The following is a 17403-nucleotide window of genomic DNA, read 5'->3' on the forward strand; positions in this document are numbered from 1 at the left end:
CAGTTAGGTTCTTGACCTCCGGGTTGGCTGCAGTGGTTTCGACCACAAGAGCGTTTTGGTTGTGGCAGCTCCCTGTCGCTGGCCTCTCGTAACTACCCTCCGTCTCAGACGGCACGATGCATGTCATCGTTACAGTAAGCCTCAACCCCAACCTGCGACGACCTCAAGAATCGTTGCCCCTTTTCCCCCGCGATAAATGTGCCGCCACGAATGCAACCCAAATGCATTCGTGGCGGCAAAGCTTTTTGTCGCCATTTATTCGCATTAGGGTGTGCCTGGCCACCCAAGAAAACCGGCCCGTTATACGCACGAACCACTGTCTGCAGCGCAGCTGTGGTTCATCCAAGCATCCTGATTTGCAGGGTTTTTGGATGAACTCCAGCCAGGCGAAAGCCTGACCAGAGCGCGGCGCAAGCCGCACCCCGTCGTTTGGCTCCAGATCCACCCGGATCAACGACTTCATTGGAGCATTTTTTTAACCCAGCGAGGGCATCTGTCCCTCGGGGCAGTGACTTTGCGTTTTTTAAGGTCTTGACCATGAAAACCATTTCTCTGTCCAACATCATCGCCACAACGGTGCTTTTGCTCTCGGCTGTCACAAGCCAGAACGCAACAGCCCAGGCTGGCAACATCTACAGCCGTGAACAGGTCCAAACCGTTGGCACTGTTCAAGAAGGCGTGGTGCTTCAAGTCAACACACGGCAAGCCGAGGCAACTTGGCAAGCTCGAAGTGTTGGTGCCACCTTAGGCAGTGCAGCAGGCTTCTTGCTTGCCCGCAACAACTCCAACAACGGTTCTGCATCAGTCCTGTCCAGCATGCTGGGTGGTTTTGTTGGTGAACGCGTCGCAAACCAAACATCTGCCGACCTGGCGCAAGAAATCATCGTCAAGGTGAATTCTGCTTCAGGCTCCTCGATTGTTTCGGTTGTACAACCCGCTCCGTTCGATGCTGTTGAGCCTGGTCAAGCTGTTTTGCTTGTCCAGACTGGCGGTCGGGTGAGGGTGGTTAAACGCCAGTAAGGCTCTTTGATTGATCCGGCACTTTGCCGGGTCAATCAAGTGCCCACTGAATTTTTCTCAAATTTCAAAGGAGAAATCCATGACCATGAAAAACCCCCTAACAGGCCGACTGGCCTCCGAATGGTGCGGTAAGCGTTTGCCACTTGAAATCCTGCAATCAAACGCCGGGTTTTACATTGGTACCGCCGATCCCGAGTCGGGTCCATGCTCACGAGAGTCAGTGGAATATTTCCCGGAAAAAGGTGTTGCGCAAGCTGCACTTGACTCTGGAAATTGGACTCAAAAGGACGTTCCATGAAAATCCTCGTCACCCCTCAAAACGGTGCCGTCACTGGTGTGACCGTGTGCGCAGGGCCGCAAAGCCTGAACGTACTGGTCAACACACGAAATCGCTGGATTGAATTTCACCGCCAAGGAGGTTCCATGGCGGCGCAAGAAGATCCGGTGACAGGACTTGTGCCTGAGCATCAGCACTTTCTGATCGAGCTGGATTCACCGAATGAGACAGGTCTGACCCTCGTAGCCGAAACATCCCAAGAGGCCCAAAGCCTCCAGTGGCACTGTTTCGCTCTACAGGATAAAGACCAGATCAATTTCTTGTTTCAGCCTCTTCAAACCCTACCCCAAATCGCCACCTGGCGTGCTGTGGAATCTCAACGATGAAAGGACATCCCATGACAGTAAATCTTGCTGAAATTCCCGGTCAAGTACCCGGGAACGGGCACGCTGATTGGCCTGAGTGGTGTACGACATTCAATGAACGAAAGGCATATCAACAAGGTATTGCCCATGCTCGTTGCATTGCATTCACGCATATTCCACGAGAACCGAATCGTTCCCCCTTCCTTCCGTCTGATCCGAATGTTTCATTTGGGGGTGATGGTTTTTGGAGGAGTAATTTCTCCGTATCACGCAGTCCTAAAAAGACAGTTGCGAAATTTCGGATTGATTTAGCCAATGCTTACGTTTTTGAAGATCTAAACGCCGATGAGCTTGAAGAGCTGGCCCGCGTTTTCATAGACGCAGCCCATCACCTTCGCACTCAGCCCGATTTCTGATCGGTATTTTTCAACCACCCCAGGGGGAATCATCCCCTCGGGGTTGGTTCTCCTTGGTTTTCATCCCAAGGAGTAAACTTATGAGCATGCCCATCGAACTCTCACTCTACGAAGCTCTGACTGAAGCCGGCGTCAAACCCGATTCGGCCAGACGCGTTGAGCGTCAAGTTGAAGCCGCCATCACCAGAGGTCAAGAGGCTGTTCGCGCAGAAATGCACGATCAGCTGATGACCAAAGCGGATGGCGTTGGACTTCGCAATGAAATCACCCAGGTTCGCAATGAACTTAAACAGGAAATCACAGGCCTGCGAGTCGAGATGCATAAAGCGATCAATGAACAGACCTGGAAACTGCTCTCGTTTTTCATCGCTGCCAACGGCATCATGTTGGCTGTAATGAAATACCTCGGCTGAGCCCAGCCTTTTTAACACCCCAGGGAGAACCACCCCCTCGGGAGTGGTTCTCCTGAGTTTCCATCCAAAGGAGTAAACTTGTAGTCATGGCAACCATCACTTTTGACACTCTCGAAGCCGTACGGCGTTTACGCGATGCAGGCTATGAGGAAAAACAGGCTGAAGCGATTGTCCGAGTCATCGGAGATGCGCAAGACCGTTTGGTCAGCACTGAGCACTTTGACAGTAGATTTACATTATTGCAATGGATGATCGGCATCAATTTAACTGTCACTTTAGGCGTTTTGTGGAAGCTGGTTCACTAAAACACGAAGTCTTCAAAACGGCTTTTCCAAAGGCCATAAAGCCTTTTTGAAATTCGGCGGCTAACTTTCAGCCATTCACAACCTCAGGGGGAATCACCCCCCGGGAGTGGTTCTTCTTGGTTTTTGACCAGGGGAGTAGTCTGAAGCTCATGCAAAAAATTCACTTCATTCGTGCTGAGTGGGATGACAAGGCCAAGGTCTGGGTAGCAACTTCTGATGAAGTTCCAGGCCTTGCAACTGAAGCTGCGACTCTTGAGGAGTTGTCGGCCAAATTGGATATCTTGGTGCCCGAGCTTTTACAGCTCAACGGCGGCATTACGTCTTCGGAAATTCCGTTTGAGCTTCTGGCTCGTCGGTTTTCTGTAGTTCAGACCGCTTTGCACTGAGCCATGGGCAGCAGTTGCACCCCGGAACTAATCCCGTTACGGGAGCTGGCTTTTGCTTTGAGCGCGCAGGCAAGGGCGATCACAACATCTGGTTTTCGCCCATCACGGGGCTGCGCTTTCCCGTTGACAGCAAGATCAAATCCCGGCACACCGCCAATGCGGTCTTGAAACAAGCCGGATTACCAAAGCACTTCTGAGCTCTTGGCTCAGACTTTCAACAGTCCTCACAGGACTTCACCACCCCAGGGGGAATCACCCCTCGGGAGTGGTTCTTCTTGGTTTTTTAACCACCAGGAGAGCCACATGGAAAAATTCACCGGCACGCTCATCGTTGAGCAAATCCGGGGCCGTCACGGTCCCTTTTGCGTCGGCCTGCTGCAAACCAGCATCGGGCAGTTCAAGGTCAAAGACAAAGAACTGGACCAATTCGAGCCTGGCAACTATCGCGGGCAATTTCTTGTCGAGGAGATTTTCACCAAAGCTGTGCCCTGGCGCGGCGGCACCTTCACGGAGCTGCTGGCCAGGATTGCCGAAGGTGGATTTCTGATTGATGAGGAGCAACAAACTGGTGAGGACAGCTTGCCCACGCAAGCCGTTCAAACTGAGCCAGATCCTGTTGACGAAGAAGCTCAGCAGGCGGTGGCCACACCAGCTCGCAAAGCAGCTCACACAGCCCCTGCAGCACGCCCTCCACGGGGTCAAGCAGCACAAGGTTCAGAGCCAACTGAAGAAGAAGATTTGAAGCTGTTTGGCATCGAGCTCTATGAGCTATTTGTTCAACGCGCAGCGCGGATCTCACTCGACCCCACTGTGGACCGTGTGCAATTCCGGTCTCAGCGCGAACGCCTCAAATCCGTCGGTTACCAGTTTGAAGCCACATCCCAGCAATGGGTCATGGCAGCGGCTGCCAACTGATGCACTTTTAACCACCCAGCCGGGGCATGCCCCGCTGGGGGCATCTCCGGCAATTTTTCAAGGAGATGCCTCATGGCACTGATGTTCTCTCGCCTAGCCAACAATTTCGCCAAGAACGGGTACTACCCCACGGATGAAGTCACTATGGCTCGTCTTTTGCAGGCGCTCGATGCGCCTGCATCTCAAAAACTGGCCATCCTGGACCCTTGCTGCGGCGAAGGTGCAGCGCTGGCCGAGGTGCAAAACCATCTGCAGGAGCTGGGCGCTGAGCCCGAGTCCTTCGGGGTGGAATACAACGCTGAACGGGCAAACAACGCCCGCAAATGGCTTGACCAGGTGGCACACGCCGACATTGCCGAGATGGCGATCAAGGTGCGTCAATTTGGCCTGCTTTTTCTCAACCCTCCCTACGGGGACATGGTGTCGGACCAAGCTCAACTTGATGCGGCCACCGGCGGCAAAAAGCGGCTGGAAAAGCACTTTTACAGACTGGCGCACCCTTGGCTCATGCCCGAAGGTGTTTTGATCCTGATCGTCCCGCATTACGTCTTTGACGCTGAATTTGCAGCATTGATTGCCAAGAGCTACCGCGATGTGCGGGTGTTCATGGCTCCAGAGCAGCAGTTCAAACAATGCGTGATTTTTGGAATCAAGCGAAAGTCCGACCGGCTCGATCCCGCGCTGGCCGAGCAGCTGCAGGCCATGGGCTCAGGCACCCTCCCACCGGAGTTGCCCGAGCATTGGAGCTGGCCTTGCTACCAGGTGCCCGTCAGCGTGCAGGACACGTTGCAGTTTGTTGCTCACCGCATTGAACCCGAGGGCCTGGCCCACGAGTTGGAACGCATGCAGCGATCAACACTTTGGCCGCAATTTGAGCAGCACTTTGGTGGACGCGTGCAGCCCCATCGCAGACCGCTCAGAGCCCTGCGCGACTGGCATTTGGCACTGGCCCTTGCGGCTGGCCAGATATCAGGTGTTGTGCGCTCTACAGACGGGCGCATGTTGCTTGTCAAAGGCGATACCTACAAAAACCGGGCTCTGAAGGTCACTTATGAGGAATCGGGCAAGGCCGGGGAAATGCGCGAAGTGCGCACTTTCACGGACAAGTTCGTGCCGGTCATTCGTGCCATTGAATTCACACCTGGCCCCATGTTTGGGAACCTGGTCACGATTCAGTGATCGAGGAAGTCGCATGCGATTTGCATCACGTCGAGCCGCCCCCATGCTGTTCATCACGGCCAAGCGCAATGGCACTTGCTCTGAAACGGGCAAAGTCATTGAAACCGGTCAGGAAACGGTCTATGACCCATCTACGAAACGGCTTTTCCACCAGGACAGCCTTACAGCCCAGAACCTACGTGGACAGCAGTTCGCGCAGGCCTGGAACATGTCAGATGCCGATGCCTGATGGCATTTGCCCTCTGTCAACCATTCAGTAGCACTGAAGAGCCGATTGGAGTTACCACGGCGAAACTGCTTTGCCCGCAAGGGCAGGGCGGTCTGTTACACCGTAACTCCCGCATCCCACCGAGGGATGCACCCCATGCTGGATGGTCCTGAAAACCAGCGTTCTGGCTTGCCAGAAAGGATTTTTTTCATCACACCAACCTGGCCTTGTCGCCAGTTCATTGCTCACCCGAGCAGTCACCAAGACGCCGATATCTGAGGGCGTTTTTTCTCAACCCTGTGGGGCCTCACCCCATAGGGGAGGGCTTCGCATTTTCAACCAAGGAAATGTCATGTCCATCATGAATACGCCCCCGCAAGTCGCTCAGCTGAGTGACTTGCAACTGCTCAGCACCGTGCTTGGACGCCCAGTCACAAAACGTCCGACCAGTTTGGCCGCATTGTGTGGCGTGAGTCCATCCACAGTGGTGTCCGATTGCACAAGCGAATGGGATCAGCGCATCGAGCGCCCCGTCAAGTTCACGCTTGACTGTGCGCGAGAACTGTTTGCCCGGGCTCTACGAGAGACTTTGTCTCAAAACAGAGCTGCCTTTTGTCAACCAGATGCCATCAAAACATTCTTTCAGCTGCGCCTTGCTGGCAAAGCCTATGAGGTGTTTTGCGTGATGTTTTTGGATTCGCAAAATCGTTTGATCGCCTGCGAAGACTTGTTCACTGGGACGTTGACGCAAACGAGTGTCTACCCCCGAGAAGTGGTCAAGCGTGCTTTCGAGCTCAATGCCGCCTGCGTGGTCTTTTCTCACAACCATCCCAGCGGTTCACCACAACCGAGCCGAGCAGACGAGAACTTGACGCAAACCCTCAAAGCCAGCCTGGCCTTGGTGGATGTACGCGTGCTGGATCACATCATCGTAGGGGAGGGCTCAACCCTTTCCATGGCTGAGCAAGGCCTGATGTAAACGCAGCAAAGCTGATTCTTTTTCAACCCCAGCGGGGCATCCCGCATGGGGGGTGTTCTCGCATTTTTTAGGAGACAGACCATGGAAAACTTTGTGACCACTGTCCATCAGGACAAACGTGATGGCTGGAAAGCCTCAACGAGTATTGAGCTGGGCGCAAGCCAGGTGCTCAAAATTTCAACCTACAAGCCCTTGGCTCCGGCCAAAGGCTTGCGCACGCAGGCCACTGTCAGCAAGATTGATGGCGGTTTCGAGCGACATGTGTTGGCATTTGGTTTGGACGGTGATTTCTCTAAAACACTGATCCACGGCTTGCCAAAACGTGTCACCGAGGCCATGGTGCGCGAACAGCACAGTCGTGTATTCACGACCTTGGGCTTTCTCGATGCACTCAAAGGCGAGATCAGAAAGCACTACGAAGCGCAACACCAGCGCAAGTATGGCAAGGCTCTTGATGCCCCTGAGGGCAACCATCAGGAGCATGGCCATGCTGTATGAGATCGACCGCTGCCAGGGCGTGTTTGTGGATGCCTGCATCCGCGATGAGGCTGGGCGACTTTTGATGCTCAGCGTTTACGGTCGAGACACAGCCATCAAGGAGTTGCTTGCTCGCATGCAGCTCGGTGCTCAGCACCAGGATGGTCTGCAAGAACTGACCCTCAAGCCGCAGGTTAAGGAACTGCGGCCGCAAAAGGTCTTTGTCGGCAACGCCAAGGATCTGGACAAGCTCAGCGGGCGACTGCCCAAGTGCGTGTACGGCAACTTGAACCACCTGTGGCTCTACAACCCGGTCATATTGGCCCCCGTCAAGGGGGCTGATGTGGCCTGGGTCATTGAACCAGTACCCAGCCTGCCCAACGGTGAGCCGGTGTCCAAAGCCCACCAACTCCAGCCGGAGCTGGTGGACAAGATCAAAGCCCGCTTATGGGCTGCGATTGGACAGCTGGCCAGCATCCCACTGCTGCCGCACTGGCGCGATCCTGTGATCAGCGCGATTGAGCACAGCATGCTGCTGCGCATGGGCCAACGTGGCCACGAAGACATCAACCCGCTGCTTTCTGAGCCTGTGGGTGATTTCGTGGTGCTGAAAGTCACGCTGGATCAAACCCACTTCGCCCAAATCGTCACCGACCTGGTGCGGTCTGGGCGTTTGGCCCTGAACCCTGTGACTCATGAGCCAGCAATGGCACCCATAGAGCACAAGGCCTCGGTCACAACTGACACAGGCGCTCAGCCTGCACTACCCATGGCCCTGGCCATGTAAGCCCACCTGGAAGCCGTTTTGGCGGCTTCCAGGGCATTTTTTCAACCCATGCGGGGACTAATCCCCGCTGGGGGATGTCTTCGCACATTTTTGGAGATTTCCCCATGAACGCATATGCAACCCCTGATGCGGGCACCATGCCCGATTTGGCCAATATGGTCGATGCCATTGAAATTGACTCTGTTGGTGATGCGCCCGGACAGCACGCACCCGAACAAATCATCGCCTTGTCCGACTTCATTCGGCAATTTGGTGATGGCTTGCTCGGTGCTGTCCAGGAGCAAAACCCACCTGTCTACCAAGACAGCAGTAACCGCGACTGGGATGTGCTGCTTGATGGCCTGTTACGCAAGCCATTTGACGCGCAGCGCGAGGTGGTGCACGCCATCTGTGAGCTGCTGATCGGGTCTGGCGAGTCAGGATCTGTCATCAATGGCGAAATGGGCACCGGCAAGACCCTCATGGGCATTGCTACAGCCGCTGTTTTGCACTCCGAGGGCTTTGTACGCACCTTGGTGATTTCACCGCCCCACCTGGTCTACAAGTGGCGGCGAGAGATCATTCAGACGGTGCCTCGTGCCCGGGTCTGGATCTTGAACGGTCCCGACACTTTGCGAAAGCTGCTGCAGATCCGCTCGATGCGCAGCAAGCCTGAGCATCCTGAGTTCTTCATCCTGGGCCGCGTGCGGATGCGCATGGGCTTTGACTGGCGACCGTCCTACGTCACCCGCATCACCGGTATCAGCCGGGATGCTGGCGATGGCCAGGGTAGTCACTCGAGCGAACGCCAGGTTCTGCGAGTGGCCGCCTGCAGCCACTGCGGTGAAATCGTGCATGACGATGACAACGCGCCTTTGCAGGTGCACATGGCCACCGATTACCTCAATCGGCGGCGCATGGCCTGTTATCACTGCCGCGAGCCTCTGTGGACACTGACCCGGGGCAAAACCCCGGACAAGTCGCAGCGGGAGCGGGTGCTTGATGCCTTACGTCAGATACCCAGCATTGGCGATAAAACCGCCGAACGCCTGGTGAAGAACTTTGGGGAAGCCATGTTGGCCAGCATGTTGGAAGACAACTTTCACAACTTCATCAACCTGATGGACGACGATGGCGAACTCCTGTTCTCCGACCGGCAAGCCAAGCGGATGGAGCGGTTCCTCGGGAACAACGAAATCAGCTTTGGACAAGGGGGCTACCAGCCCACCGAGTTCATCAAGCGTTATCTGCCCAAGGGGTTTTTTGGCTGCCTGCTGGTGGACGAAGGCCATGAGTACAAAAACGAGGGATCTGCCCAAGGGCAGGCCATGGGGGTGTTGGCCGCTTGTGCCAGCAAAACCATTTTGCTCACGGGCACCTTGATGGGCGGCTATGCAGATGACCTGTTTCATCTGTTTTACCGCTTGAATCCTCGGATGATGATCGAAGACGGGTTCAGCTACAACGAGCGCAACTCGATTGGCCCAGCCAGCAACGCCTTCATGCAGGCGCACGGCGTGTTGATTGAGACGCAAAAGGAGCGTGACGAAGGCTCGCACCGCACGGCGCGGGGCAATCGTGATAAAACCAGCATCACCAAGGGACCGGGCTTCGGACCCAAAGGGATCATGCGGTATGTAGTGCCCTACACCGCGTTTTTGAAGCTCAAGGACATTGGCGGGAATGTGCTGCCTCCTTACGAGGAGACGTTCATCCCCGTACCAATGGATGAGATGCAAAAACAGGTGTACGACATGCGCCTGGCGACCACGCTGCGCCGCATCTTGAACGACTCGCTGCGTGCTGGAGATCATTCCCTTTTGGGGGTGGTGCTCAACGTGCTTTTGGCCTGGCCAGACTGCTGTTTCCGTGAGGAAAACGTCTATCACCCACACCGCAAGACTCTGTTGGCCTCGGCCCCCAGTCTCTACAGCGACGTGGAACAGATGCCCAAGGAGCGCAAGCTTTTGGAAATTTGTCGAGAGCAGCGCCAACGTGGCCGCCGCGTCTTGGTTTACACCACCTACACAGGTGGACGTGACACCACGGCTCGGCTCAAGGTGATGTTGGAGCAGGCCGGTTTCAAGGTCGCAGTGCTGAGGGCTACGGTCGAGGCCGCAAAACGAGAGGACTGGCTGGCTGACCAGGTCGAGCGCGGTGTTGATGTCATCATCACCAACCCCGAGCTGGTCAAGACAGGCCTGGACATGCTGGAGTTTCCAACCATCGTTTTCATGCAGACTGGCTACAACGTCTACACCCTTCAGCAAGCCGCAAGGCGCAGCTGGAGGATTGGACAAAAGGTGGCGGTTGAAGTGATTTTTCTGGGGTATGAGGGCAGCGCTCAAGAGCAATGCCTGACACTCATGGCCAAGAAAATTGCCGTGTCGCAGTCCACTTCCGGTGATATGCCGGAAACCGGCCTTGAGGTCCTCAATCAGGATGGAGACAGTATCGAGGTGGCCCTGGCCAAGCAGTTGGTGGAAAGGACTTAAAGGTAGTCCGATTCCGTCATAATCACAAATGAGGTTACATCCTCCCTGCATCACCTCCCTGTGCAGGTGCCTCAACGGCATTCAATCCCCGGCTTAGGCCGGGGATTTTTTAATTTAGTTCAACAAAGCACGGTCGATATTCTGTTGAAAAATGGCGAGTAGCCCCTCTTCAAGTCCCAGTGTGTGAAAATCATTGGCGCCTGATGTGAGGCCTGCTTGCACCCCCTCCACAACTGCGAAATCTTCAGAGTCGAAAACGGTGTCATTGGTGTAAACAAACCGTTTCTCCAAAGCCTGTTGTCCTGCATCCCCCTGAAATTTCGAAGGGCGGTATAGCATCTCATGCGTCCAGATCGACCGGTCTGGAGTCTCTGGATAGAACATGTTGATGGACACATAATCTGGGTGCATGATGAAAAATGTCTGCGGAAATAAAGCGTAATAGACTGAGGCGTAATCAAGGATGCGTCGACTCTGTGCTGGGACAGACAGCATCTCTAGAAAATTTGTACGTGCTGCAGCAAGACGGATGTGTGATCCATATTCGTAATGTGCAATTACCCCATTTTTGAAAGCTTGGGAAAGCGTATTCCGATGTAGGTAGGGAACATGGTATCCCTCCAAGTAGGTCTTGATGAGCAATTTCCAATTCGCTTGTTTGATGACATGGGTCTTGCGATAGCTCTCGAGCTCATCCAACGCAAAGTGGTCCAAGTCATCACCTATTGGCCCCAAATATTCATCCAGGTCGATTGATTTGCCGGGCGTTGGATGAATCCAAATGAGGCCTGCTCGCTCCACGACAGGCAGTTCAACCAAATTAAATTCCCCCCAGTTCAGGCCCGGGAAATTGTAGGATTTGGTGATGCCCTTGAGTTGACCATCCAGTCCATATGACCAGCCATGAAAGGGACAAATGAACGCTTTTAAGCAAGTCTCCTTACCCGAGACGATGCGTGCGCCCCGATGTCGGCATGTATTTAGAAATCCACGGAGCCGTCTTTCTGCATCACGAACGATGACATAGGGAAACTTCGGCCAATCACTGAGTAAGTAATCTCCTGCATTACGCACGCTGGATGAATGTCCTGCCACCATCGGGTAATGAGCGAACACTGTCACCATTTCTCGTGCCAAAACCCCTGGGTCTGTGTAGATGCTCACAGGAATTTGAACTATTCGATCAAGCATTTTTTGATCGCGACCTGTTTGATGCAGCGAGGCGAGCAAGTCCAGCGTTTGCTGCTGAATGGATTGACGCATGTTGGTCTCCTTGACGGGATGGCTTTGGCGCAATATGTATTGCCCAGTGTGCGCTCTCCTTGGCGGTAAGTTAGGTTTCAAGCGGCCAAAACAACAGTTCCTTGTGCGAGCGCGCACAGTTTTTCCGAGTCAACATCGACGGCGTAGATCTCGCACTGGCAAATGGCCATCCGCTTGCCCACGCTTCGTGCTTGTGCCCTGGCGACCAAATGCAATCCCACGGCGGGACGGCAATAGTTGATTTTGAATTCCGCAGTCAGAGCATTTCCACCAAGTGCCAAACCACCCGCGAAAGTGATGGCATTGTCTGCAAGATAGCTGATCACACCACCATGGACAAAACCATGCTGCTGCTTGTGGTGGCCCTGAATGACCAGCGTCAGCTCTGCACTGTCTTCACTCGACTGTGTCAGCTCAGCACCGATGAATTGACTGAAGGGTTGACTCGCAAAGACCTGCCGAGCGAATGCTTGGATATCTTCCATCACCTGACTCCTTCGTCGTGGATGTTGATGGCGTCTGGCTTAACTGTTTGAATGCTAAGCCTGCCATGTTTGAAGCTTACAGCTATTTAAAAAAGGACACCTCCCTTTGTCATAAATTGTATTGTGCAATACAATATTTGTGTGAAGACACGAACATTAGCCAAGCAGACAAACAAAATCAAACCTACGGCACAAGCCTACGCAGAGTTGCAACAGGCTTTTGACCATTTCAATATCCGCTTGTTCGAAGGAAAGTTGCCTCAATGCCTACTCACCCTACAGCGAGAGAAGAAGACATGTGGGTATTTTTCTGCTCAGCGGTTTGGTGATCAGGAGGGCCAACGCGTCGATGAGATAGCTCTCAATCCGGCCTATTTCGCGGTTGAGCCGCTGCAAGAGATCATGCAAACCATCGTGCATGAAATGGTCCACCTGTGGCAGTTCCACTTCGGTAAACCGGGAAGAGGGCGGTACCACAATGATGAATGGGCAGACAAGATGCAAGCCATCGGATTGATGCCATCATCCACGGGTGCGCCCGGCGGTAGACGTACCGGTGATCACATGGCCGACTATATGATCCCGAGGGGGTTATTTGATCAAGCTTGTCAAGGGCTGTTGGGCGATCAATTCAAGATATCCTGGTATGACCGATTCCCGCCAGTGGAAGCGATCGCAGCATTGCAAATGGTGACTGCTGGTGCCCAGGGTTCAAGCAGTCAATCAGCTCATACACCCGAACCACAGCCACTGGGTGCTTCATTGGCAAGCCAGCACGAGGCGGTGCATGACAACCTGGTTGCTACCGCAGTCAGCGCAGCGCCTATCAATAAAAGTAATCGCATCCGTTACACCTGCAACTGCAAAACCAACATCTGGGGCAAGCCCGCACTGAAAGTTCAGTGCCTGGAATGCCAATCGGAATTTGAAGCCGAGGAATGCTTCTCAGAACCGGCAAGAACTGCTCTCAAAGGAGAATAACCATGGCCACACAATCGACCATTGAATGGACTGAACAGACCTGGAATCCGACCACGGGTTGTACAAAAATCTCGCCTGGATGCAAAAACTGCTACGCAGCTGTTATGGCCAGGCGACTACACGCCATGGGAGCCTCCGGTTACGAAAACGAGTTTGAGCTGACACTTCATCCAAAGCGACTGGAGCAGCCTCTGAATCGCAAAAAACCCACTGTGTATTTCGTAAATAGCATGAGCGACCTGTTTCATGAAGACGTACCCAACTCGTTCATTGATCAAGTTTTTTCAGTGATCGAGAGCACACCACAGCACACCTACCAAATACTGACCAAACGTGCTGATCGTCTGCCGGAATATTTCAAAACACGAACTTGTCCAAAAAACGTCTGGTTAGGTGTTTCAGTCGAAGATCAAAAATACGGTGTACCACGCATCGACTATCTGCGTCAGGTTGATGCACACATCCGATTTTTATCGGTCGAGCCTCTGCTTGAAGACTTAGGTTCATTTGACTTAAGCGATATCCATTGGGTAATCGTCGGTGGGGAGTCAGGTCACAAAGCTCGCCCTATGAAAGAAGAATGGCTGGCTAACGTCAAAAGGCAGGCCGACGCTCAAGGCTGCGCATTTTTCTTCAAGCAATGGGGCGGCTGGGGGGCAGACGGCGTCAAACGCGATAAGAAGTCTAATGGGCGTGTCTTCAAGGGGCGCACATGGGATGCTTACCCAGTCACTCAAATTGCAGCTTAAAACAGCTCTGATTGCCCATCATCTAGGGACTCGCCCCAGAATTTGTGAGCAAGCTCATGTGAGGCGGCAAGCACAAGCCAGTACAAAGGTTGGTTGCTTGAAGCCGTAATCAATTTTTGCTGCGCAGATGGCCACGGACCTAATTTCCTGACTTTTTCCCGCCAGTATTCATAAATACGCCGCTCAAAAGCAGCACGCTGCCCAGAGCGGGGCACCGAATCACGCCAACCAGGAACAAAGCGATCCAGACGAGTCTGATCGCTATCTGAAGCCAGGCTCATCAAGTTGCGTTGCATGTCCATCTGATTAAGATGGATCATCATGTCCATGCGTTTAACGGTTGCAAAACTCTGAATAATAGAAAAGTCCAAATCCAGACTGTATGGATCAAGAAATGCCAAATTGAGCCCATAGGGTGTCGGTGTTTGGCCAATCTGCCGAGCTACTGCCGCTGCTTCGTTGACATAGCAGGTCACCGGCGCACCCAAGCGCTTGAGCCTCTCTTGACATGCATAAAGGGCCTCAGGATCTTTGTCGGCAATGATGACGTTAGTGAAAGGCGCTTCATCCTTAACGCTTTGTTTCCATGCAGCGACGGCGCTGCCATCGATCCAAGCACCAGTATCTCGGACTTGAGATCGACCTGTGCCACAAAACAGATCAATGAAGGTCGCCCCCCCCGGTCCTTTTGGGGGCAAATAGCGCTTTCGGGCGGCTCGGGAAATGCTGATATACCGCACCAGGTAGTCATGCTTTTCCGTCGCCCAATAACCCACATCGTCTGCAATTAAGCCGTCATCACCAGGAACTCGCGCCATAAATCTCTTTCTCAAAAATTGAAGAAAATTACCAAATGCCGGATGATCATCGGAAATTTTTTTGAATTGTTTTTACATGGTAATATAAATTTTGTGCCTTCCAATCACATTAATTGACATAAAAATCAATTCAAACCATCAAAAAAGACAACCATGAAAAAATCAATTCCATTCGCATTTGTTCTGTCAACTTTTTTTTATTCATCAATTTGTTTTGCCCAAGATTTGAAGACCACATCGGTAATTAAAGATTCACAATTGCTTGCTAATTTTGAAAATCAGAGTTCTCAGGCGATAAGAATCAATTCGGTACAAGTGTTATCTCCCACTAAAAGTGGTGTTGAATCAAAAATTCTGAAAAACATTGTTGTTTCTTTGACCCTTTCGCCAGGTTCCTCTGCACCCATATCCGTGGCCCCAGTGCAGGTGGTGCGTGAGTGGAGTGGTGTACCTGCGCTTGATTTGCCTCTTGAGTGTGCAGGCAATAATCCCCACTGCAATGGCCAGTTGTCTAATTTCAGTTCAACTACAACTGGTATCGCGATACGCGTTAATTTTGATAATGACAAATCATTTTTTCTGACTTCCCTCCCTGTAACTTTCTACAAAATTCGCTGACGCATTTATATGAAGGAAATGGCAAAAGCAATGAATTATTAATATTTATAAAAGTGCAGAAAAATTTTTATACATTTATTTTTCAAGACTTTTGCAGCTTCTAAAATAAAGAAGCCAGAGGGATAAATTTTTTAAAATAATTATGATGGCGTTACCCTCTTTCAACAACACAAATCGTGCGAAGCAAAGCGTTAAGCCGCGAATCCTAGTACTTGAAATCAGAGACAAGAATCAACCTGAAGCTAAGGTGTTGGGCTTGCTGGTTGTCGAGAGGGAGGAACTATACCGCCGTGACCCTCGTGACGGGGAAATCTATGAGGCGTCGATTCGGCTGTTTTATCAACGTATTACCGGCAGATTTTCACAAGGTCTTAGTGGAAGAGGTCGGTTCGATGGCAGCTACTCGCGCAGTTTCAATTCAGTTTCAGTAACTTCATCTTCAATGTCAAAAGGGGCTTTGTTTTTAGATTTACCGGGACTGTATGGCCAGCGGGTCGGAACTTACCTCATGAATGAAATTGTCCAATGGGTGCAACAGTGGCCGGATGCATCAGTCAACAGCATTGAGTTGCTTGCCGGCCAAGCCCATGAAGAAAATAAATCCCGACGTAATCGTTTCTATGAGCAGTTCGGTTTTGTATTTGACTACACAGACCCTGAGCAGCGAGAAGGTCGGTCTCGCAGCACATCAGCGAGTTCTCTGGTTCAAATCGAGACGTGGAAACAGAATATCGTTGAACATCGAATGCTCGATTATTTAACAGATGTGCTTAACGCTAAAGAACACGCCAGCTTGAAATTAGAGGGTTGTAAACGTGCTTACACACAACGGATAGCTGAGGAAAGACAGGCAATGGCCAAACCCATTCGTTGGGCATTACGACAGTTGTACTACCAATACGCCAGTACCATTTTCGTTTTGCTTATCCTGACAGTTTTTTTTGGCATCTTGTGGGTGAATAAATAATCACTTAGCAATACCCAAGAAGACCGCCAGACACCGCTCAATCTCCACCATCGTATCTGTGTCAATGTGACCGAAGGCTGGCCCTACCTTGTCCCACTTCACAGTCACAGTCTTGTCAATCATTACCTGTGACGGCTTCTGCAAACCGTTCCCGTCGCTTGGCTGAACAGTAATGCGCAGGAGTGGAGCGGCAACAAGCGTGCTCGACACGGGCAGAACTGTAACTGTGGCGTGTTCGCCGAATTGGTCGGCCTGAATGACCAAGGCTGGCCGAGGTTTTCCGAAATCGCCTTGCATAGCAATGGTCACAAAATCACCACGCATCATTCATTCCAACCATCCATGTCTGCTAGGGCCTCATCCATGAAGTGCTGCATATCAGCGTCGACCAGGTCGGCCTGCGCGGCAAGATGGCACTGGCGGCGGCATTCCTCTGCAAATTCTGGCCGCCGCGTATCCGGCACCCAAATTTGAACGGGTCGCAACCCTGCCATGCGCAGAGCGTCGCGGTGCCTTTGAACTCGTGAATTAACGTGTTCCATGATGGTCTCCTTGGCGTTACATGCAACATTTTATTCGTCACTGATGTTACATGCAACTTGGCTTGAAGGCTCGCAGCGTGACCGATGCTGACACTGCAAGATTTTTTGCTGCAGATATGCCATAGTTCTCACCGCTGATAAAAAAGGAAACCAGCTAATGAATGTTATTCAAAAACCCGATGGTCTCTGGTGGGTCGTTGACAATAGCGGTACCGAATTGGCCGGTCCCTTTAATAGCCAGGCGCTGGCTTTGAAATGGATCGAGGACCAAACTGACCCTGACCCTGACACGCAAAATTATCCCAGCGAACGGGGCTAACTGGGCAATGTCCAGCCGCCGCGTAGCCAATAGCACTGGAAATGGTGGCGCTGCGGTTGTTGGATGCTTCAGTATCTGGCCAACACGCTTGCCATGCGTTTGTAACCCATCTGATCGAAGTGGACCCCATCGTCCTGCATCTGCTCAACGGGACGCTCATAGACCACATCACCGAACTCCCTGGCCACCCCCAATATTTGGCTGCGTGCCGGGTACTTCGGGCCAGGAGCAATCCAAATCACCGTCTTGGCTTGGGCAAGCAGGCTGCGAGCTTTGAACAAATTTGTAGCATTCGCGTTTTGTCCATCGTTTGAGCCCAAACTGATCAACACCACGTCAAGAGTGTGGGCATCACGCTCAACAGAAACACCAAATCGACGCACCCAGTCTTGCGTTGTGATGCCTTTCTCGGCCATCACCCTGCAGTGGGGCGCATGGGCACCAGCACCCTGGGCAATCG

Annotated in this window: 25 protein-coding genes; 19 read left to right on the plus strand and 6 right to left on the minus strand. The window is 52.6% G+C overall.

The window, feature by feature from the left end:
• Window positions 1-537 precede the first annotated feature (537 nt).
• The 14 genes from B9Z51_RS06970 (at window position 538) to B9Z51_RS07035 (ending at window position 10201) form a co-directional block, all read left to right on the plus strand.
• The gene (locus tag B9Z51_RS06970; RefSeq protein WP_090140031.1) at window positions 538-1020 is read left to right on the plus strand and encodes a hypothetical protein; all 483 of its coding nucleotides are present in this window, start codon (window positions 538-540) and stop codon (window positions 1018-1020) included.
• Window positions 1021-1099: 79 nt separating this feature from the next.
• Complete coding sequence (locus B9Z51_RS06975; RefSeq protein ID WP_108373157.1) at window positions 1100-1318, plus strand: hypothetical protein; 219 nt, start codon at window positions 1100-1102, stop codon at window positions 1316-1318.
• On the plus strand, window positions 1315-1683 hold the full coding sequence (locus B9Z51_RS06980; protein ID WP_108373159.1) for a hypothetical protein: 369 nt from the start codon (window positions 1315-1317) through the stop codon (window positions 1681-1683). Before B9Z51_RS06975 ends, B9Z51_RS06980 begins: the two co-directional genes overlap by 4 nt.
• Before the next feature lie 11 nt (window positions 1684-1694).
• Window positions 1695-2078 carry a hypothetical protein gene (locus B9Z51_RS18190; protein WP_146187704.1) on the plus strand — a complete coding sequence of 128 codons (384 nt, stop codon included), beginning with the start codon at window positions 1695-1697 and terminating at the stop codon, window positions 2076-2078.
• A gap of 80 nt (window positions 2079-2158) precedes the next feature.
• Window positions 2159-2491, plus strand: coding sequence for a hypothetical protein (locus B9Z51_RS06985; protein ID WP_108373161.1), 333 nt, complete (start codon window positions 2159-2161; stop codon window positions 2489-2491).
• An 86-nt stretch (window positions 2492-2577) separates the two neighbouring features.
• Window positions 2578-2796: a DUF1640 domain-containing protein gene (locus B9Z51_RS06990; protein ID WP_108373163.1), complete on the plus strand. Its 219-nt coding sequence runs from the start codon at window positions 2578-2580 to the stop codon at window positions 2794-2796.
• Between the two features lie 149 nt (window positions 2797-2945).
• Complete coding sequence (locus B9Z51_RS06995; protein ID WP_108373164.1) at window positions 2946-3182, plus strand: DUF1902 domain-containing protein; 237 nt, start codon at window positions 2946-2948, stop codon at window positions 3180-3182.
• Window positions 3183-3485: 303 nt separating this feature from the next.
• Window positions 3486-4097 (plus strand): DUF3275 family protein, encoded by a 612-nt coding sequence (locus B9Z51_RS07005; protein WP_108373167.1) that lies wholly within the window; start codon window positions 3486-3488, stop codon window positions 4095-4097.
• 72 nt (window positions 4098-4169) lie between these two features.
• Complete coding sequence (locus tag B9Z51_RS07010; protein WP_108373169.1) at window positions 4170-5276, plus strand: DUF6094 domain-containing protein; 1107 nt, start codon at window positions 4170-4172, stop codon at window positions 5274-5276.
• 13 nt (window positions 5277-5289) lie between these two features.
• Entirely contained in the window at window positions 5290-5505 is a 216-nt protein-coding gene (locus B9Z51_RS07015) for a hypothetical protein (RefSeq protein WP_146187705.1), read from the plus strand.
• 331 nt (window positions 5506-5836) lie between these two features.
• Window positions 5837-6463, plus strand: a complete 627-nt coding sequence (gene radC, locus B9Z51_RS07020) for a DNA repair protein RadC (RefSeq protein WP_108373173.1) — start codon at window positions 5837-5839, stop codon at window positions 6461-6463.
• 81 nt (window positions 6464-6544) lie between these two features.
• Window positions 6545-6961: a hypothetical protein gene (locus B9Z51_RS07025; RefSeq protein WP_108373175.1), complete on the plus strand. Its 417-nt coding sequence runs from the start codon at window positions 6545-6547 to the stop codon at window positions 6959-6961.
• Window positions 6951-7727, plus strand: coding sequence for a hypothetical protein (locus tag B9Z51_RS07030; protein ID WP_146187706.1), 777 nt, complete (start codon window positions 6951-6953; stop codon window positions 7725-7727). Before B9Z51_RS07025 ends, B9Z51_RS07030 begins: the two co-directional genes overlap by 11 nt.
• Before the next feature lie 155 nt (window positions 7728-7882).
• On the plus strand, window positions 7883-10201 hold the full coding sequence (locus B9Z51_RS07035; RefSeq protein ID WP_108374816.1) for a helicase-related protein: 2319 nt from the start codon (window positions 7883-7885) through the stop codon (window positions 10199-10201).
• Window positions 10202-10315: 114 nt separating this feature from the next.
• Here the strand turns inward: B9Z51_RS07035 and B9Z51_RS07040 are convergent, their stop codons facing one another.
• Together B9Z51_RS07040 and B9Z51_RS07045 are read right to left on the minus strand one after the other, a co-directional pair.
• Window positions 10316-11464, minus strand: coding sequence for an aromatic ring-hydroxylating dioxygenase subunit alpha (locus B9Z51_RS07040; protein WP_108373179.1), 1149 nt, complete (start codon window positions 11462-11464; stop codon window positions 10316-10318).
• A 77-nt stretch (window positions 11465-11541) separates the two neighbouring features.
• The gene (locus tag B9Z51_RS07045; protein ID WP_108373181.1) at window positions 11542-11949 is read right to left on the minus strand and encodes a PaaI family thioesterase; all 408 of its coding nucleotides are present in this window, start codon (window positions 11947-11949) and stop codon (window positions 11542-11544) included.
• Between the two features lie 141 nt (window positions 11950-12090).
• Between B9Z51_RS07045 and B9Z51_RS07050 the strand changes: the two genes are divergently transcribed.
• Both B9Z51_RS07050 and B9Z51_RS07055 read left to right on the plus strand, forming a co-directional pair.
• On the plus strand, window positions 12091-12930 hold the full coding sequence (locus B9Z51_RS07050) for a SprT-like domain-containing protein (RefSeq protein ID WP_233254869.1): 840 nt from the start codon (window positions 12091-12093) through the stop codon (window positions 12928-12930).
• Window positions 12931-12932: 2 nt separating this feature from the next.
• Complete coding sequence (locus B9Z51_RS07055; protein ID WP_108373183.1) at window positions 12933-13679, plus strand: DUF5131 family protein; 747 nt, start codon at window positions 12933-12935, stop codon at window positions 13677-13679.
• Here the strand turns inward: B9Z51_RS07055 and B9Z51_RS07060 are convergent.
• The gene (locus B9Z51_RS07060) at window positions 13676-14497 is read right to left on the minus strand and encodes a three-Cys-motif partner protein TcmP (RefSeq protein WP_108373185.1); all 822 of its coding nucleotides are present in this window, start codon (window positions 14495-14497) and stop codon (window positions 13676-13678) included. The genes B9Z51_RS07055 and B9Z51_RS07060 overlap by 4 nt on opposite strands.
• A gap of 153 nt (window positions 14498-14650) precedes the next feature.
• Here B9Z51_RS07060 and B9Z51_RS18195 point away from each other — a divergent pair, with 153 nt between their 5' ends.
• Window positions 14651-15115 (plus strand): hypothetical protein, encoded by a 465-nt coding sequence (locus tag B9Z51_RS18195; protein WP_146187707.1) that lies wholly within the window; start codon window positions 14651-14653, stop codon window positions 15113-15115.
• A 145-nt stretch (window positions 15116-15260) separates the two neighbouring features.
• Window positions 15261-16082, plus strand: a complete 822-nt coding sequence (locus B9Z51_RS07065; protein WP_108374820.1) for a hypothetical protein — start codon at window positions 15261-15263, stop codon at window positions 16080-16082.
• Here the strand turns inward: B9Z51_RS07065 and B9Z51_RS07070 are convergent, their stop codons facing one another.
• Both B9Z51_RS07070 and B9Z51_RS07075 read right to left on the minus strand, forming a co-directional pair.
• Window positions 16083-16409, minus strand: a complete 327-nt coding sequence (locus B9Z51_RS07070; RefSeq protein WP_199227481.1) for a type II toxin-antitoxin system PemK/MazF family toxin — start codon at window positions 16407-16409, stop codon at window positions 16083-16085. It lies immediately after the preceding gene.
• Complete coding sequence (locus B9Z51_RS07075) at window positions 16406-16624, minus strand: antitoxin MazE family protein (protein WP_090138983.1); 219 nt, start codon at window positions 16622-16624, stop codon at window positions 16406-16408. The genes B9Z51_RS07070 and B9Z51_RS07075 overlap by 4 nt, the downstream gene beginning before the upstream one ends.
• A gap of 157 nt (window positions 16625-16781) precedes the next feature.
• On the opposite strand from B9Z51_RS07075, the gene B9Z51_RS18390 reads away from it, so the two are divergent.
• Window positions 16782-16943 (plus strand): hypothetical protein, encoded by a 162-nt coding sequence (locus B9Z51_RS18390; protein WP_158272845.1) that lies wholly within the window; start codon window positions 16782-16784, stop codon window positions 16941-16943.
• Between the two features lie 68 nt (window positions 16944-17011).
• Here B9Z51_RS18390 and B9Z51_RS07085 read toward each other — a convergent pair whose 3' ends face one another.
• On the minus strand, window positions 17012-17359 hold the full coding sequence (locus tag B9Z51_RS07085) for an SGNH/GDSL hydrolase family protein (RefSeq protein WP_146187708.1): 348 nt from the start codon (window positions 17357-17359) through the stop codon (window positions 17012-17014).
• Window positions 17360-17403: the final 44 nt, after the last annotated feature.

The sequence above is a fragment of the Limnohabitans sp. T6-5 genome, assembly GCF_003063315.1.
GTDB lineage: Bacteria > Pseudomonadota > Gammaproteobacteria > Burkholderiales > Burkholderiaceae_C > Limnohabitans_A.

Excerpts from the sequence above, each read along its gene's own strand:
- B9Z51_RS06970 (WP_090140031.1), top strand. The coding sequence starts at position 538 with ATGAAAACCATTTCTCTGTCCAACATCATCGCCACAACGGTGCTTTTG.
- B9Z51_RS06975 (WP_108373157.1), top strand. The coding sequence starts at position 1,100 with ATGACCATGAAAAACCCCCTAACAGGCCGACTGGCCTCCGAATGGTGC.
- B9Z51_RS06980 (WP_108373159.1), top strand. The coding sequence starts at position 1,315 with ATGAAAATCCTCGTCACCCCTCAAAACGGTGCCGTCACTGGTGTGACC.
- B9Z51_RS18190 (WP_146187704.1), top strand. The coding sequence starts at position 1,695 with ATGACAGTAAATCTTGCTGAAATTCCCGGTCAAGTACCCGGGAACGGG.
- B9Z51_RS06985 (WP_108373161.1), top strand. The coding sequence starts at position 2,159 with ATGAGCATGCCCATCGAACTCTCACTCTACGAAGCTCTGACTGAAGCC.
- B9Z51_RS06990 (WP_108373163.1), top strand. The coding sequence starts at position 2,578 with ATGGCAACCATCACTTTTGACACTCTCGAAGCCGTACGGCGTTTACGC.
- B9Z51_RS06995 (WP_108373164.1), top strand. The coding sequence starts at position 2,946 with ATGCAAAAAATTCACTTCATTCGTGCTGAGTGGGATGACAAGGCCAAG.
- B9Z51_RS07005 (WP_108373167.1), top strand. The coding sequence starts at position 3,486 with ATGGAAAAATTCACCGGCACGCTCATCGTTGAGCAAATCCGGGGCCGT.
- B9Z51_RS07010 (WP_108373169.1), top strand. The coding sequence starts at position 4,170 with ATGGCACTGATGTTCTCTCGCCTAGCCAACAATTTCGCCAAGAACGGG.
- B9Z51_RS07015 (WP_146187705.1), top strand. The coding sequence starts at position 5,290 with ATGCGATTTGCATCACGTCGAGCCGCCCCCATGCTGTTCATCACGGCC.
- radC (WP_108373173.1), top strand. The coding sequence starts at position 5,837 with ATGTCCATCATGAATACGCCCCCGCAAGTCGCTCAGCTGAGTGACTTG.
- B9Z51_RS07025 (WP_108373175.1), top strand. The coding sequence starts at position 6,545 with ATGGAAAACTTTGTGACCACTGTCCATCAGGACAAACGTGATGGCTGG.
- B9Z51_RS07030 (WP_146187706.1), top strand. The coding sequence starts at position 6,951 with ATGCTGTATGAGATCGACCGCTGCCAGGGCGTGTTTGTGGATGCCTGC.
- B9Z51_RS07035 (WP_108374816.1), top strand. The coding sequence starts at position 7,883 with ATGGTCGATGCCATTGAAATTGACTCTGTTGGTGATGCGCCCGGACAG.
- B9Z51_RS07040 (WP_108373179.1), bottom strand. The coding sequence starts at position 11,464 with ATGCGTCAATCCATTCAGCAGCAAACGCTGGACTTGCTCGCCTCGCTG.
- B9Z51_RS07045 (WP_108373181.1), bottom strand. The coding sequence starts at position 11,949 with ATGGAAGATATCCAAGCATTCGCTCGGCAGGTCTTTGCGAGTCAACCC.
- B9Z51_RS07055 (WP_108373183.1), top strand. The coding sequence starts at position 12,933 with ATGGCCACACAATCGACCATTGAATGGACTGAACAGACCTGGAATCCG.
- B9Z51_RS07060 (WP_108373185.1), bottom strand. The coding sequence starts at position 14,497 with ATGGCGCGAGTTCCTGGTGATGACGGCTTAATTGCAGACGATGTGGGT.
- B9Z51_RS18195 (WP_146187707.1), top strand. The coding sequence starts at position 14,651 with ATGAAAAAATCAATTCCATTCGCATTTGTTCTGTCAACTTTTTTTTAT.
- B9Z51_RS07065 (WP_108374820.1), top strand. The coding sequence starts at position 15,261 with ATGGCGTTACCCTCTTTCAACAACACAAATCGTGCGAAGCAAAGCGTT.
- B9Z51_RS07070 (WP_199227481.1), bottom strand. The coding sequence starts at position 16,409 with ATGATGCGTGGTGATTTTGTGACCATTGCTATGCAAGGCGATTTCGGA.
- B9Z51_RS07075 (WP_090138983.1), bottom strand. The coding sequence starts at position 16,624 with ATGGAACACGTTAATTCACGAGTTCAAAGGCACCGCGACGCTCTGCGC.
- B9Z51_RS18390 (WP_158272845.1), top strand. The coding sequence starts at position 16,782 with ATGAATGTTATTCAAAAACCCGATGGTCTCTGGTGGGTCGTTGACAAT.
- B9Z51_RS07085 (WP_146187708.1), bottom strand. The coding sequence starts at position 17,359 with ATGGCCGAGAAAGGCATCACAACGCAAGACTGGGTGCGTCGATTTGGT.